Origin of the sequence: Lentzea tibetensis, from assembly GCF_007845675.1 — a bacterium.
Lineage (GTDB): Bacteria > Actinomycetota > Actinomycetes > Mycobacteriales > Pseudonocardiaceae > Lentzea > Lentzea tibetensis.
In genome coordinates, this window is record NZ_VOBR01000006.1 from 68,000 (window position 1) to 82,804 (window position 14,805).

General features: G+C 68.7%; 11 protein-coding genes. 5 read left to right on the top strand and 6 right to left on the bottom strand.

Going from position 1 to position 14,805, the window contains the following annotated elements; translation table 11 throughout:
- The first annotated feature begins 14 nt into the window (after positions 1-14).
- The gene (locus tag FKR81_RS10790) at positions 15-620 is read left to right on the top strand and encodes an alpha-ketoglutarate-dependent dioxygenase AlkB (RefSeq protein WP_146350859.1); all 606 of its coding nucleotides are present in this window, start codon (positions 15-17) and stop codon (positions 618-620) included.
- On the opposite strand, the gene FKR81_RS10795 is transcribed toward FKR81_RS10790, so the two are convergent.
- The gene (locus tag FKR81_RS10795) at positions 617-2,008 is read right to left on the bottom strand and encodes a PP2C family protein-serine/threonine phosphatase (RefSeq protein ID WP_146350860.1); all 1,392 of its coding nucleotides are present in this window, start codon (positions 2,006-2,008) and stop codon (positions 617-619) included. The two genes, FKR81_RS10790 and FKR81_RS10795, sit on opposite strands and share 4 nt — an antisense overlap.
- A gap of 95 nt (positions 2,009-2,103) precedes the next feature.
- On the opposite strand from FKR81_RS10795, the gene FKR81_RS10800 reads away from it, so the two are divergent.
- Positions 2,104-6,252 carry a hybrid sensor histidine kinase/response regulator gene (locus tag FKR81_RS10800; RefSeq protein WP_407936513.1) on the top strand — a complete coding sequence of 1,383 codons (4,149 nt, stop codon included), beginning with the start codon at positions 2,104-2,106 and terminating at the stop codon, positions 6,250-6,252.
- Here the strand turns inward: FKR81_RS10800 and FKR81_RS10805 are convergent.
- On the bottom strand, positions 6,249-6,590 hold the full coding sequence (locus tag FKR81_RS10805; protein ID WP_146350861.1) for an STAS domain-containing protein: 342 nt from the start codon (positions 6,588-6,590) through the stop codon (positions 6,249-6,251). The genes FKR81_RS10800 and FKR81_RS10805 overlap by 4 nt on opposite strands.
- Positions 6,591-6,750: 160 nt before the next feature.
- On the opposite strand from FKR81_RS10805, the gene FKR81_RS10810 reads away from it, so the two are divergent.
- Entirely contained in the window at positions 6,751-7,143 is a 393-nt protein-coding gene (locus FKR81_RS10810; RefSeq protein ID WP_146350862.1) for an ATP-binding protein, read from the top strand.
- A gap of 947 nt (positions 7,144-8,090) precedes the next feature.
- Here FKR81_RS10810 and FKR81_RS10815 read toward each other — a convergent pair.
- On the bottom strand, positions 8,091-8,855 hold the full coding sequence (locus FKR81_RS10815) for an enoyl-CoA hydratase/isomerase family protein (RefSeq protein ID WP_146350863.1): 765 nt from the start codon (positions 8,853-8,855) through the stop codon (positions 8,091-8,093).
- A gap of 88 nt (positions 8,856-8,943) precedes the next feature.
- On the opposite strand from FKR81_RS10815, the gene FKR81_RS10820 reads away from it, so the two are divergent.
- Positions 8,944-9,912 carry a DUF2332 family protein gene (locus FKR81_RS10820; RefSeq protein ID WP_186762899.1) on the top strand — a complete coding sequence of 323 codons (969 nt, stop codon included), beginning with the start codon at positions 8,944-8,946 and terminating at the stop codon, positions 9,910-9,912.
- Here the strand turns inward: FKR81_RS10820 and FKR81_RS10825 are convergent, their stop codons facing one another.
- The 3 genes from FKR81_RS10825 to FKR81_RS10835 form a co-directional block, all read right to left on the bottom strand.
- Positions 9,913-11,295: a glycoside hydrolase family 28 protein gene (locus FKR81_RS10825; RefSeq protein WP_146350865.1), complete on the bottom strand. Its 1,383-nt coding sequence runs from the start codon at positions 11,293-11,295 to the stop codon at positions 9,913-9,915.
- Positions 11,296-11,395: 100 nt separating this feature from the next.
- Positions 11,396-12,313 (bottom strand): hypothetical protein, encoded by a 918-nt coding sequence (locus tag FKR81_RS10830; RefSeq protein ID WP_146350866.1) that lies wholly within the window; start codon positions 12,311-12,313, stop codon positions 11,396-11,398.
- Between the two features lie 56 nt (positions 12,314-12,369).
- Complete coding sequence (locus FKR81_RS10835; protein ID WP_235921450.1) at positions 12,370-13,131, bottom strand: alpha/beta fold hydrolase; 762 nt, start codon at positions 13,129-13,131, stop codon at positions 12,370-12,372.
- Between the two features lie 275 nt (positions 13,132-13,406).
- Here FKR81_RS10835 and FKR81_RS10840 point away from each other — a divergent pair, with 275 nt between their 5' ends.
- Positions 13,407-14,798, top strand: coding sequence for a WS/DGAT/MGAT family O-acyltransferase (locus tag FKR81_RS10840; protein WP_235921451.1), 1,392 nt, complete (start codon positions 13,407-13,409; stop codon positions 14,796-14,798).
- The last annotated feature ends 7 nt before the right edge of the window (positions 14,799-14,805 follow it).

Sequence of the window (14,805 nt, forward strand, 5' to 3'; positions counted from 1 at the left end):
TACACTGCGTGCCCATGCAGGGTTCACTGTTCGACTTGGCCGAGGCTCCGGCGCTCGGCCCGCTCGACGGGATCCGGCGCACCGAGCTCGCACACGGCGCCTGGGTCGACGTCCTGCCCGGCTGGTTGCGGGGTGCGGACGCGCTGTTCGACCGGCTCGCCGGGGACGTTCCCTGGCGGGCCGATCGCCGCACCATGTACGACCGGGTCGTGGACGTGCCGCGGCTGCTCTGCTTCTACGACGAGCACGACGAACTGCCCGACGAGGTGCTCGCAGAGGCCAGGAAGACCTTGAGCGACCACTACGGCGCGGAGCCGTTCGTCACGGCCGGGCTCTGCTACTACCGGGACGGCAGGGACAGCGTCGCGTGGCACGGTGACCGGATCGGGCGCGGCGCGATCGAGGACACGATGGTCGCGATCGTCAGCGTCGGCGCCGCGCGGCCACTCCTGCTGCGCCCCAACGGTGGCGGCGAGAGCCTCAGGTTCGCGGTGGGACACGGCGACCTGATCGTCATGGGCGGGTCGTGCCAGCGGACGTGGGAGCACGCGGTTCCCAAGACCGCCAAGGCCGTCGGGCCGCGGATCAGCATCCAGTTCCGGCCGCGCGACGTGCGTTAGCGGGCCTGGACGGTCAGCAGGGCCAGGTCGTCGTGGTCGCCTGGGCCCAGCCACTCCAGCACGGCCTCGCGGAAGCGGCGGGCCATCGCGTCCGCCGCCATGCCCGCGCACTCGTGCAGGAGCTTGCGCAGCCGGTCGTCGCCGAACAGCTCGCGGCGGTCGTTGTGCGCGCGGGCCTCGGTGAAGCCGTCGCTGTAGAGCACGAGGGTCTCCCCCGGCGCCAGGGTGACGCTCTCCGGGTGGAAGCGGACGTCGTTGAGGATGCCGACGATCGCGCCGGACGTCGGCACGTCCTCGACCCTGCCGTCGGCGCGCAGGACCAGCGGGACCGGGTGGCCGCCGGACGCCAGCGTCAGCCGCAGGCCGCCCGCGCCGAGCGGCACGAGCTCGCCGACGACCAGCGTCGTGAAGAGCTTGGATCCCGTGGCGCGCAACGAGGTGTTGAGCAGGTGCAGCAGGCGCACCGGGTTCGTCTCGACCAGTGACAGCGCCTGCAGCGACTGGCGCACTCGTCCACTGTGGACCGCGGCCTCGAGTCCGTGACCGCAGACGTCGCCCAGTGCGAACGTGGCCGTGCCGTCGGTGCGCGGGTGCACGTCGTAGAAGTCGCCGCCGACCTGGGCGCGGTGGTGCGCGGGCAGATAGACGCTGCCCATCGCCACGCCCCGCAGCTCGGGCAGCGGGCTCGGCAGCAGGCTGGAGCGCAGCACGTCGATCATGCGGCCCTGCTCGCTCAGCCGGGACGCGGACTCCAGCGCCACGGCCGCGTGCCTGCCGAAGAGCCGCACGCGTTCGACGTCCGCCGCCGTGAAGTCACCGCGGCGCACGACGACCAGTGCGCCGCCGACGCCGAGCGGGACCGCGATGGAGACACCGGGTTTCCAGCCGTCCGGCAGGCCCCAGCCGCCCTCGCCCAGTTCCGCGATCCGGGTGTGCGACGACGCGCCGACGAGGACGCCCGAGATCGCGGACGCGCGGCGCGGCGTCCGGGTGACGGTCACGTCGGCGGAGCCCGCGCGCCACCACTCGAGCCGGTCGCGCGAGCACGGCACGACGGCGACGCAGTGGTCGCCGAGGAGATCGGCTGCAAGTTGCACGATGGTTTTGAGCGTCGCGGCGCGCTCGGTCGACGAAGCGAGGCGCAGATGCGCCTGTTCGAGTGACGTGTCGGAGATGTACCAGGCGCTCCAGCCCTCGCCGATCTCGTGGTGGCGCGCCGTTTCGATGCCGGAGAAGTGCTCGCCGGGACCCAGACGGGGGAACTTCGTGGCAGCGGCCGAGTTCCGCACGCGGATCGTCCCAACAGGATCGACGACGAGAACGGCTTCCCGCAGGCCGTCAACTAGGCGCTGCCAGCCGTCCAGATCGATGCCCAGCGCGTGGCTCATGCGCGGGCCTCCTGCGGGTCTCAATGGATGGTGCGTGCCGCATCTCAACCTAACGTGGCAGGCTTGTCCACGACCACCGAGGCACGGAGGCTGGAGTGACGACGGCCCACGACGACACGGACGCGACCCTGGAAAGGGTCCTCGCCGCGATGAGAGACCTGCGCGACGGCAACTTCCGCCGCAGGCTCGTCGTGCCCGGCTCCGGCCTGCCCGCGGCGCTCGCGGACGTCTTCAACGAGATCGCCGACCGCAACCAGTGGCTCGCGGGCGAGCTGAGCCGCGTGCGGCAGTCCGTCGGGCAGCAGGGCCAGCTGACCGAGCGGGTCGTGCCCGCGGGCGGCGCGGGCGGCTGGGAGCTCGTCGCGGACTCGGTCAACGGGTTGATCGAGGACCTGATGCGGCCCACCGCCGAGCTGAGCCGCGTGCTGCAGGCGGTCGCCGAGGGCGACCTGACCCAGCGCATGTCCGGTCAGTCGCTGCGCGGCGAGTTCGCGGACCTCGGCACGACCGTGAACGGCCTGATCGACCAGCTGTCCCAGTTCACGTCCGAGGTCACCCGTGTCGCCCGCGAGGTCGGCACCGACGGCAAGCTCGGCGGCCAGGCCCAGGTCCCCGGCGTGTCGGGCACGTGGCGCGACCTCACCGACTCGGTGAACTCGATGGCGAACAACCTGACCACCCAGGTCCGCAACATCGCCGCGGTCGCGACGGCGGTGGCGCAGGGCGACCTGTCGCAGAAGATCACCGTGACCGTGTCCGGTGAGCTGCTGGAGCTCAAGAACACCCTGAACACGATGGTCGACCAGCTCTCGGCGTTCGCGTCCGAGGTGACGCGCGTGGCGCGCGAGGTCGGCACGGACGGCAAGCTCGGCGGCCAGGCGCAGGTGCCGGGCGTCGCGGGCACCTGGCGCGACCTGACGGACAACGTCAACTTCATGGCGGACAACCTCACCACCCAGGTCCGCAACATCGCGGCGGTGACCACGGCGGTCGCGCAGGGCGACCTGTCGCAGAAGATCACGGTCGACGCGCGCGGCGAGATCCTCGAGATGAAGACGACGCTGAACACGATGGTCGACCAGCTGTCCGCGTTCGCGGCCGAGGTCACCCGTGTCGCGCGCGAGGTGGGTACCGACGGCAAGCTCGGCGGCCAGGCCCAGGTGCCGGGCGTCGCGGGCACCTGGCGCGACCTCACCGACAACGTCAACTTCATGGCGGACAACCTCACCACCCAGGTCCGCAACATCGCCGCCGTCACCACCGCCGTCGCGCAGGGCGACCTGACCCAGAAGATCACCGTCGACGCGCGCGGCGAGATCCTCGAGATGAAGACCACGATCAACACGATGGTCGACCAGCTGTCGTCGTTCGCCGCGGAGGTCACCCGCGTCTCCCGCGAGGTCGGCACGGACGGGCGGCTGGGCGGTCAGGCGCAGGTGCCGGGCGTCGCCGGCACCTGGCGCGACCTCACCGACAACGTCAACTTCATGGCGGACAACCTGACCAGCCAGGTCCGCAACATCGCGCACGTCGCGACCGCGGTGGCCAAGGGCGACCTGACCCAGAAGATCACCGTCGACGCGCGCGGCGAGATCCTGGAGCTCAAGTCGACGCTGAACGCGATGGTCGACCAGCTGTCCGGCTTCGCGGACGAGGTCACCCGCGTGGCACGCGAGGTCGGCACGGACGGCCGCCTCGGCGGCCAGGCGCGCGTGCCGGGCGTCGCGGGCACCTGGAAGGACCTCACGGACAACGTCAACCTGATGGCCGACAACCTGTCGACCCAGGTGCGCGGCATCGCGGCCGTCGCGACGGCGGTGGCGGGCGGCGACCTCTCGAAGAAGATCACCGTCGAGGCGAAGGGCGAGGTCGCGGCGCTCGCCGAGACGCTGAACGGCATGGTCGACACGCTGCGCGCGTTCGGCGACGAGGTCACCCGTGTCGCCCGCGAGGTCGGCACCGAGGGCATCCTCGGTGGTCAGGCGCGGGTGCCGGGCGTGGCGGGCACGTGGAAGGACCTGACGGAGAACGTCAACTCCATGGCCGGCAACCTCACCAACCAGGTCCGCAACATCGCCCTCGTGACCACGGCGGTCGCGAAGGGCGACCTGTCGAAGAAGATCGACGTCGACGCGCGCGGCGAGATCCTCGAGATGAAGACCACGATCAACACGATGGTCGACCAGCTGTCGTCGTTCGCCGACGAGGTCACCCGTGTCGCCCGCGAGGTCGGCACCGAGGGCAAGCTGGGTGGTCAGGCCGAGGTCGACGGCGTGTCCGGCACCTGGCAGAAGCTCACGGACAACGTGAACCAGCTGGCGTCGAACCTGACCACGCAGGTCCGCGCGATCGCGGGCGTCGCGACGGCGGTGACCGCGGGCGACCTGACCAGGCAGATCACCGTCGACGCGTCCGGTGAGCTCGCGGAGCTCAAGGACAACGTCAACCAGATGATCGCGAACCTGAAGGAGACGACGCGGGCCAACCGCGAGCAGTACTGGCTGAAGACGAACCTGGCCAGGCTGTCCGGTCTCATGCAGGGCCACCGCGACCTGCGCGTGCTGGCGTCGCTGATCATGAGCGAGCTGACGCCGCTGGTGTCGGCGCACCACGGGGCGTTCTTCCAGATCCAGGAGGACGACGAGGGCACCGAGTCGCTGGAGCTGACCGCGACCTACGGGTACCGGCCGGACAGCGGGCGGGCGTCGCGGTTCAAGATCGGCGAGTCGCTGGTCGGCCAGTCGGCGCTGGAGAAGAAGACGATCCTGGTCACGAACGTGCCCGGCGGGTACCTGACGGTCGCGTCGGCGCTGGGTGAGCTGGCGCCGGTGAACCTGGTGATCCTGCCGGTGCTGTTCCAGGGCGAGACGCTCGGCGTGATCGAGCTGGCGTCGCTCAACGAGTTCTCCGACGTGCACCTGGACCTGCTGGACCAGCTGAAGGAGAACATCGGCGTCAACGTGAACACGATGCTCGCGAACTCGCGCACCGACCTGCTGCTGGTCGAGTCGCAGCGCCTCACCACCGAACTGCGGGCCGGCTCGGAGGAGCTGGAGGACCGCGCCCGGCAGCTGCAGACCGCGTCGAAGTACAAGTCCGAGTTCATGGCGAACATGTCGCACGAGCTGCGCACGCCGTTGAACAGCCTGCTCATCCTCGCGAAGCTGCTCGCGGACAACCTCGACGGCAACCTCAACTCCAAGCAGGTCGAGTACGCGCGCACGATCCACTCGTCCGGCAGCGACCTGCTGCAGCTGATCAACGACATCCTGGACCTGACCAAGGTCGAGGCCGGTCACATGCAGCTGCACGAGGACCCGGTGCGCCTGGACGAGCTGGTGCGCTACGTCGAGTCGCTGTGCCTGCCGCTGACCGCGGAGAAGAACCTGGAGTTCTCGGTGCGCGTCGAGCCGGACGTGCCCGCGACCCTGCACACCGACGAGCACCGCCTCCAGCAGATCCTGCGCAACCTGCTGTCCAACGCGGTGAAGTTCACCCATGACGGTGGCATTCGCCTGCACGTGCGGATGGACGACCCGTCGAGCGTGGCGTTCGACGTGCACGACACCGGCATCGGCATCCCGGCCGAGAAGCTGGCGGTCATCTTCGAGGCGTTCCAGCAGGCCGACGGCACCACGTCGCGCAAGTACGGCGGCACCGGCCTAGGCCTGTCGATCAGCCGTGAGCTGGCGCAGCTGCTGAACGGGTCGCTGCGGGTGCGCAGCGAGCCCGGCATCGGCAGCACGTTCACCCTGTGCCTGCCGCTGGGCAGCGTGCCGGACGTGACACCGCAGCTGCCGGAGCCCGCCCCGATCGTGACGCCGGCCCCGGTGCTGCCGTCGACGACCACCGGCCTGCGCTTCCACGGCGAGAAGGTGCTGGTCGTGGACGACGACCTGCGCAACGTGTTCGCGCTGACCAGCGTGCTCGAACTGCACGGGCTGCAGGCCATCTACGCCGACAACGGCATGACGGGCGTGCGCGCGCTGGAGCAGTACGACGACGTGACGCTAGTGCTGATGGACATCATGATGCCCGAGCTGGACGGCAACGCGACGATCTCCGCGATCCGCGCCATGGAGCGCTACTCGGACCTGCCTGTGATCGCCGTCACAGCGAAGGCCATGAAGGGCGACCGCGAGAAGTCACTTGCGTCCGGCGCGACCGACTACGTCACGAAGCCGGTCGACACCGAGCACCTGATCCAGCTCATCGCCTACTACCTGGGCGTGGGGGCGGACTAGCTCGACGCGGCTGCCTCGCAGGCCTCGCCGACCGTGCCGCGGACGTCCAGCACGTCCGCCACGTCGGCGAGCGTGAAAAGCCGCATGACAGGCGCCTGAGGTGCGGCGATGCGCAGCTCGCCACCCTTCTCGCCCAGCCTGCGGTGCCAGTCCAGCAGCAGCGCCAGCCCGGTCGAGTCCATGAACGTGACCTCGGCGAGGTCGAGCACGGCACGGTCGCCGGTGACGTCCTCGTCCAGCCGTGTGGCCAGCAGCGGAACGGTGTCGATGTCGAGCTCACCCGCGACAGCGATCACCCGCCAGCCGCTGAGGACCTCACTGCCGACCCGGAGCTCCATCGTCGCCGTTCCTTCCCGGCACGCCCGACACGTGCCGACCAAATCGTGCAGCACGCGGCCTCGGGGTGCGACCACCGGGGGGCTGAAACGCGGGGCCAGGTGTGTAGATGTGCGACGATGCGGGGTGTCACCAGGTCTATCGGGAGGCGCGGAGCCGGATGTGCTGAACGACCCACTGGCCGAGGTGCGGGCAACGCTGGCCGCCGAAGGTGGCTCCTGCGCGCGCGCCAGGCAGATGGTCCGCGAGGCCGCGTCCTCGTGGAACCTCCCCGACGACCTCGCCGACGACGCCCAGCTCGTCGTCACCGAGCTCGTGTCCAACGGCATAGACCACGCCGAGGGCCCTCTAGAGCTGACCGTGCGACGCGCCGGGTCGGGCATGTTCATCTCTGTTCGGGATCGGTCCAGCGCCCTGCCCCAGGTGCGGCCCGTCGACCCTTCGTCGGCACGGGGGCGGGGCATGCAGCTCGTGTCCGCGCTGAGCGTGGAGTGGGGTACCGAGCCGCAGCCGAGCGGCAAGGCCGTGTGGGCTCTGCTGGACGGGCGCGGCTGACCGCCCTTCGCTCCGCGAGCGCGCCCCTGGGGTACGGCAGCGTGCAGAACGTGCCGCGCGGCACAGTCCCCCTGCGACAGCGGGACGCTCACGCGGCGCGGGCCCGAGGGGCGCGAGAGCAGGCGAATTCTGCGGCACCGCGCACACCCCGCGCGCGCAACGACGCCAGCACCAGGCGCCCCACCGGCATGCACCCAGCGAGCACCAGCCCCGCCGCAGGAGCATGGCGGGCACGGCATGCGGCGATGCTCACGCGGGCGTCCCCGCTCGTGAGAACCCCCGAATCCATGCTCTCAGCCAGCACCGACAACTCCGTGCCCTCAGAAGCGGAGACGGGCACATCAAAACCGGCGCATGCGGGACGGCGTGGCGAAACCGGCGCGAGCCAAGAGAGCACCGACCAACCGCGCATATCAAGCGAGCACAGCGAACCAGCGGGCACCCAAGGAACGCGGCCGAACCAGCAGGCACAAGAGAGCGCGGCCAAACCCGCAGGTACCAAGGGGGCATCGACCAACCTGCAAGTACCAAGAGAGCTCAGCGAGAACCGGCGCGAGCCAAGAGAGCACCGACCCAACCGGCAGGCACCAAGGAGCCCCAGCGAACCGGCAGATACCAAGCGAGCACCGCCAAAACCAGCAGATACCAAGGGAGCCCGCCAAAACCGGCAGATACCAAAAGAAAGGAGCGCCCGCCGCACTGCCAACCCCCGCAGTGCCAACCGGGCGCGGCCCCCGAGCACAAACCGGCAGCCGAACGACCAGAACAAACTTTCCCGGAGGGCAGGGGGTGGGGAGGGTCTCGCTGATCAGGCGAAGCCTTGCCACATCGAAAATGCCCTGTCAAGGCAGCTTTTCCGCCTTGACAGGGCATTTTCGATGTGGCGACCTCTGGTGATCAGCGAGACCCTCCCCACCCCACCACCAGAAAGAAACCCAACCCACACCTCAAAAACGAGGCGCCCGCTTCTCCAAAAAGGCAGCAACACCTTCGACGTAGTCAGCGCTGTGCACAGCAGCGTCGTAGAGCGAGTGCACGGAGTCATCCTCGTGCTCCCCCTCGACGATCCGCCCGATGATCGCCTTGGCTCCACGCACGGACACCTGCGACCGAGCGGCGACAACCGACGCCAACTCCTTGACCCGCCCATCCAGCGAAGCAGCGGGATGCACCTCGTTGACCAACCCGATCCGCAGAGCAACATCGGCCGAGATCAACTCGCCCGAGAACAAGATCTGCTTGGCCCACGCGGGCCCCACGACGTCGACGAGCTGCTTGGTAGACGTAAAGTTGTAGATGATCCCCAGCTTGGCAGGCGTGATCCCGAACTGCGCATCGTCAGCGGCAACGCGCATGTCGCAGGCCAGCGCGATCTCGCACCCGCCACCGACGCAGAACCCGTGCACCGCGGCGATGGTCGGCTTGGACAGCGACACGATCGCGCGCTCTCCGGCGTGCACCGCCTCGCTGTAGCGCGCGGCCCCGGAGGCACCGCTGCGCAACGTGGAGAACTCGGCGATGTCGGCACCGGCGGAGAAGTGATCGCCGCCGCGGATCACGAGCACGCGCACGGCGTCGTCGGCCTCGACGGACGCCATGAGGCCCGGCAGCGCGGACCACATGTCGTAGCTCATGGCGTTGCGCTTCGCCGGACGGTTGATCGTCAACGTGGCCACCGCGCCCGCGGCCGTCAGATCGAGGAACTCGCTCACAGCCATCACGTTAACCAATCTCAATTGGGCCTAATGCCAGCGACCTACTTGTAAAGTCCTTTTACGAATTGCTGAAGGGAGCGAAGACGTGACCCGGTCCCGTAGTGGCGCGTCGACGCTGCGCACGTTCGCGGTGCGGTTGCGGAACAGTGCGCCCGTGTCCGCGCGGATCCTGTCCGAGCTCGCGGGTGAGATCGACCGCGGCGGGCCTGTCGCTGATCTCCTGTGCTCCCACCGGGCCGTGCACAGTCCGTTGTTCGGCATCCAGGCGCTCGCGGGTGTGCGGCTGCTCATGCTGAACGGCAAGGCGCCGGAGCTCACCGAGCGGTTCGCCACCGCGCACTCCGCGGCGATGGCCGGCGAGGGCGACAGCACGTCGCTGCTCGCGTGGCTCGCCGCGCGGCGGGCGATAGTCGAGAACGCGGGCGAGATCCTCGCCGCGCTGGATCGCACGGTGCAGCAGCACCAACCGAAGACAGCGGGGTTCCTGCTGCGCGGGCTCACGATGCTCGGCGCACCCCGCGTGCGGCTGTTCGAGCTGGGCGCGTGCGCGGGGCTCAACCTGATACTCGACCACTACCGCTGGTTCGGGCTCGGCTGGGAGTGGGGCGACGTCGACTCGCCGGTCCGGCTCGCGGCCGTCGGGCCGCGGCCGCACCAGATCGAGATCGTCGAGCGCGCGGGCTGCGACCTGCAGCCGCGCGACGCGGCTGACCCGCGGCACGCGATGATCCTGCGCAGCTTCATCCCGCCGGAGCACGACGCGCTGCGCTGGGACCTCGACGACGCGATCTCGCTCGCGTCGCGCCTCGGCATCAAGGTGCAGCAGTCCCCTGCCGGCCGGTGGCTGCGCGAGGTCCTCACCCCGCCGGAGGACCGGTCGACGCTGACCGTCGTGTGGCACAGCTCGTTCTGGAACTACCTCACCGACGACGAGCGCAACGAGATCGAGACGACGCTGACAGCCGCGGCCGGTTCGATGCCGCTGGCCCGAGTCTCGTTCGAACCAGTGGACTGGCGAACCAACCCGCGGCTGTCAGTGACGGTCTACGGCTAGCTAGACCGGCTTCCCGTTCACGGTCACGTTGGTGAACTTCAGGTTGTCCACGTTCTTGACGGTGTTGGACGTGCTGCCGACACCGGTGAACTTGCAGTTCGACAGCGCGAGACCCTTGACGTGCGAGTTCGACAGGCCGCTGACGTCGAGCACCTTGGAAGCCTTGGTGCAGGTGGAGTTCGACAGCGTGTACGGCCCGAACTTCGGCACGAAGTTGCCGGTCTGCCCGTTGTACGTGGAGATCAAGTACACGATGGCCCGCTCGAACACGCCGGAGACGCTGTCCAGGTTGATGTTCTCGGAGAACCCGCCGCGCTTGGTGTTCGACTTGACGTACAACGCGAACTTCGTGGCGCCGACGCAGTTGAGCTTGTAGCCGTAGACGTTGCGGATGCCGCCGGTCTGCTCGGACCCGCAGGTGATCGCGCCCCAGTTGCCGTTCATCCGGCAGTTCACGACGATCAGGTTCTGGCACGGCACGTTGACGCGCCGCCCGTCCTCGTCACGACCGGACTTGATCGCGACGTTGTCGTCGTGCGCGCCGAGGTCGGAGTTCGAGATGACGATGTGGTCGCACGACTCCGGGTCGCACGCGTCGGTGTTGGACGACGCGGTGCTGGGGTCGGTGTGCACGTCGTCGACCGTGACGTTCTTGCACAGCGTCGGGTGGATCTGCCAGAACTTCGGGTTCTTCAGCGTCACGCCCTGGATCAGCACGGTGTCGCAGTTGTACGGCTCGATGAACGTCGAGCGCATCGACGCGTTGCCCGGCACGACCCGCTGCTGCGGCGGCTTCGAGACCTGCTTCTCCAGCCACGCCCGGTCGCTGCCCTTGTTCCAGCTGCTGGTGGCGCCCGCGTCGAGCGTGCCCTTGCCGGTGAGCGCGATGTTGGTCTGCCCGAACGCGTAGACCATGGGCGAGCGGTTCATGCACTCGATGCCCTCGTACCTGGTGAGCACGACGGGGAACTTCGAGGCGTCGCCCGAGAACTTGAGCACGACACCGTCGTCGAGGTGGAAGTCGACGTTGCTCTTCAGGTGGATCGCGCCGGTGACGTACGTGCCCTTCGGCACGATCACGTGCCCGCCGCCCGCCTCGTTGCACGCGGCGATCGCCTTGCGGAACGCGTCGGTGTTGTCGGTCTTGTTGTCGCCCTTCGCCCCGTACGCCGTGGCGTCGAAGTTCTTGTCGGGGAACGAGGGCAGCTTGGTGTTCTTGACGATCTCGTTGGCCTCCGGCCACGGCAGCGTCGGGATCGCGGCGACATGAGCGGTGGTCTTAAGGAGGGGATCAGCGACTGCGACCTGCGCCAGCAGTGGTGAGGCCACCGCGGCCATCAAGGTTGACTTCATGAGTAGTCGCCGGTTGATCCTGCCGTCCATGGACGTCCTCTTCCGCAGTGAAGGAAACGTTGTGGCGGCGGCGTGTGACCCGTGTTACAGAAACGACTGTAAACGTTTACGCCGCCGCCGTCCAGACCGCTCAGCGATAGGCGTTGCGCACGTACGTCCGGCTGAAATCACCCTCGTTCGCGAAGTAGGTGCTGACCAGCAACGCCGGGTCGGACGCCATGAACCCCCGCAGCACGGCACCGTCGTTCTGGTCGTCCCAGCCCCACGCAGTGTTGGCCGCGTTGTCCTTGCCGTTGTCACCGCGGAACGTGCCGAGCGACGCGTACGTCTCGGCGTTGTTCCGCCGCGCCCACAGCCCGCCGGGCGCGAACGTGTCGATGAGCCGGTACCCGACCTGGCGGTCGTTGCCACCGGACGGCACCTCCCCCACGCCGGTCGGCGAGTACACGACGCCGTCACCACCGGGGAAGTTCTTGCCGTCCCACGCGTACAGCCCGTGCCCCTTGGCCTCCTGCCGCGTGGCGGGGTGCCCGTTGACGAGCAGGAGCGTGCCGTCGACGTTCTCCTGACCGCCGGTGAAGGACGACCCGGCGGGCACGTAGGAGTAGAAGTCGCTGTGCGCCACGGTGACCGCGGCCTCGAGCTTGCCGAACGCCGAGCCGTCCTTGCGCACGGTCAGCAGCAGGCCTTCCATGTCGTTCTCGTGCGTCCGCTGGCCGAACGGGTCCGGTGAGTCGTCCCAGTCGCGCGGGTGGAAGTAGCTGTAGACCAGGAACCAGTGCGTGCCGGTCTCGACCACCGAGTAGTAGGCGGCGCCGGTGAGCCTGGCGAGCGAGTCGTCCTGCGACTCCCAGTTGTTGAGCGCGTTCCAGTCACCGTCGAAGTCCACGGTGGACAGGTAGTCCGCGTCGTAGTCCGACGAGTCGGTGTCCTGGTGGTGCACCGGCGCCCAGTGCGCGGCCAGCTGGGCGTCGGTGGCGGCGTGCGCGGGACTCGCGAAGACGGCGGTGAGAGCGATTGCCAACAGCGAAGCTCTGATCGGTTTCACGCCTCCGGACGGTAGGTGCTACCGCCCGGAGACCACCACGACCTGCGGTTGACCGTTCACGCAACGTTCGGGTACAGCGCGGCAAGGCCGGGCGGCGGCGCGAACGGCCGCCAGTGACCCTCGGGCTGCGCGAGCCGGTCCGCCACGACCCACATCACGGTGGGGTTGTAGCCGTACCCGAGGTGGCTCGACGACACCTGGACGTTCTCGCGACGGTGTCCCGGTTCCTCCACGCACGACTCCCACGCCACGATGCCGTCGGTCTTGGAGTAGATCGACGTCGCGGGCACCGGGATCGGCGGGCGGGAGTGCTCCGGCGGAGGGAACTCGTCCTTCGGGATGTGCAAGCGCGAGAACAGCTCGAACGCGGGCAGCGCACGCGACTGCCGCGGGTCCGTCATGTTGTACGGGCTGCCGAGCGTGATCACCTGGCGCACCCGGTGCGGGTGGTCACGGGCCAGTTCGCGGGCGAAGATCCCGCCGAGCGACCAGCCGACCAGGCTGACCGGACCGCCGTAGGCGTCCGACACCCGCGTGATGAGGGCGTGGATGCCGTCGACGGCCTTGCGCGTCGGGCCGATGTTGCGGCCGAGCCCCCACTTGTGGGCCTCGTAGCCGAGACCGGTCAGGAAGCGCCGCAGCGTGATGGTGGTGGTGTCCGCCGCGCCGAGGCCGGGCAGGACGAGCACGGGATGGCCGTCACCACCGGGAGCACCCTTGAGCATCGACCGCGACGCCACGAACTGGGCGACGTCGACCGCGCAGCGGGTGGGCTCGGTGAGGTGCCAGAAGAGGCTCGGTGCCGTGCCTCTGACCAAGTGCAACCGCGTGGGAGGAGTTTCACGGAACTCTGAAGGAACGGCAGACATGAGAGCCTCCCCGCAACGTCGACAACCCCGAAGCCGGCGCCTGGGCCTCGTTGCCCAGATATGACCATGATGTTTCGCGGACGATCTTTTGGCCAGCACTTTCTCGTCTCGATTCGTGCGGTGAGCTGTAACACGTCGGCAACCTCACAGGTGTGCAGTGCCTCTCACCTGCATGGACGTCGATTCAGAAGCTAACTGTGCAGTAACATTTTTGTGTGGATCGCATGAGCTCTTTGGACGCAGGTTTCTACTTCATCGAGGACGAGAACGTGCCCATGCACGTCGGCTCGGTCCTGGTTTTCGACGGCCCGGCGCCGTCCTACGGCGACGTGATTCGCCTCTTCGTGTCCCGACTGGACCAGGTCCCGAGGTACCGGCAACGCGTCAAGGCGCTCCCGTTCCACGTTGGCCGTCCGGTGTGGGTGGACGACGACCACTTCCAGATCCTCTACCACGTGCGGCACACCGCGGTGCCGTCGCCGGGTGGTGAGGACCAGCTCCGCAACCTCGCGGGCCGCATCTTCGCCCAGAAGCTGGACAACAACAAGCCGCTCTGGGAGGCCTGGCTCGTCGAGGGCCTCGAGGGTGGTCGCTGGGCGATCATCTCCAAGGTGCACCACTGCATGATCGACGGCGTTGCCGGCACGGACATGCTGCAGCTGCTGCTGGACTTCAAGCAGGAGAGCACGCTGCCGGAGCCCAAGAACTGGAAGCCCGCGCCGACGCCGAGCACCCTCGACCTCGTGGTCGACGGCGTGCGCGACGCCGTGCTGACGCCCGTGCAGCACCTGTCCGCGCTGCCCGCGCTGGCCCGCAACCTGCGCAGCTTCAGCGAGATCCTGGACTTCGGCAAGTCCGTCCTCTCCAGCCTCCCCGGCACCGCGCGCAGGCTGATCACGCGCGCCGCGACGTCGCTGAACGGCCCGAACGGCCCGCACCGCCGCTGGGTCTGGGCGCGCGCGAACCTCGCCGAGATCAAGCAGGTCCGCAAGGTCACCGGCGGCACGGTGAACGACGTCATCCTGGCGGCGATCACGCGTGGTTTCCGCGACCTGCTGGAGAAGCGCGGTGAGCTGACCGACGACATGGTCGTGCGCACCATGGTCCCGGTGTCGATGCGCGCGTCGGACCAGCACGGCGAGCTGAACAACCGGGTCAGCGCGGTGCTGGTGAACCTGCCGGTCGGTGAGTCGGACGCCCGCGCCCGCCTGACCGAGATCCGCTCGCAGATGGACGACCTCAAGTCCAGCCGTCAGGCCGCCGGTGCGGACGTGCTGACCAACCTCAGCAACTTCGCCGCTCCGACGCTGATGGCGCTGGGTTCGCGCACCGCGATGCGCTTCCCGCAGAACATCATGCAGACGATCACGACGAACGTGCCCGGCCCGCGCGTGCCGCTGTTCATGCTGGGCAGGCCGATGGTCGAGATGTTCCCGTACGTCCCGACGGCGTCGACGGTCCGCATCACCGTGGGTATCTTCTCCTACATGGACAAGTTCACCTTCGGCATCAACGCCGACTTCGACGGTGTGCCGGACGTGCAGATCCTCGCCGACGGCATCCGCGCGGGCTTCGACGAGCTCGTCGCCATCGCGGCTGCGACCGAAGAGGCCTAAGAGGCTT

Bases quoted from the DNA above. Each gene is read 5' to 3' on its own strand.
- FKR81_RS10840 (WP_235921451.1), top strand. From the start codon at position 13,407: ATGAGCTCTTTGGACGCAGGTTTCTACTTCATCGAGGACGAGAACGTG.
- FKR81_RS10790 (WP_146350859.1), top strand. From the start codon at position 15: ATGCAGGGTTCACTGTTCGACTTGGCCGAGGCTCCGGCGCTCGGCCCG.
- FKR81_RS10805 (WP_146350861.1), bottom strand. From the start codon at position 6,590: ATGGAGCTCCGGGTCGGCAGTGAGGTCCTCAGCGGCTGGCGGGTGATC.
- FKR81_RS10795 (WP_146350860.1), bottom strand. From the start codon at position 2,008: ATGAGCCACGCGCTGGGCATCGATCTGGACGGCTGGCAGCGCCTAGTT.
- FKR81_RS10825 (WP_146350865.1), bottom strand. From the start codon at position 11,295: ATGGACGGCAGGATCAACCGGCGACTACTCATGAAGTCAACCTTGATG.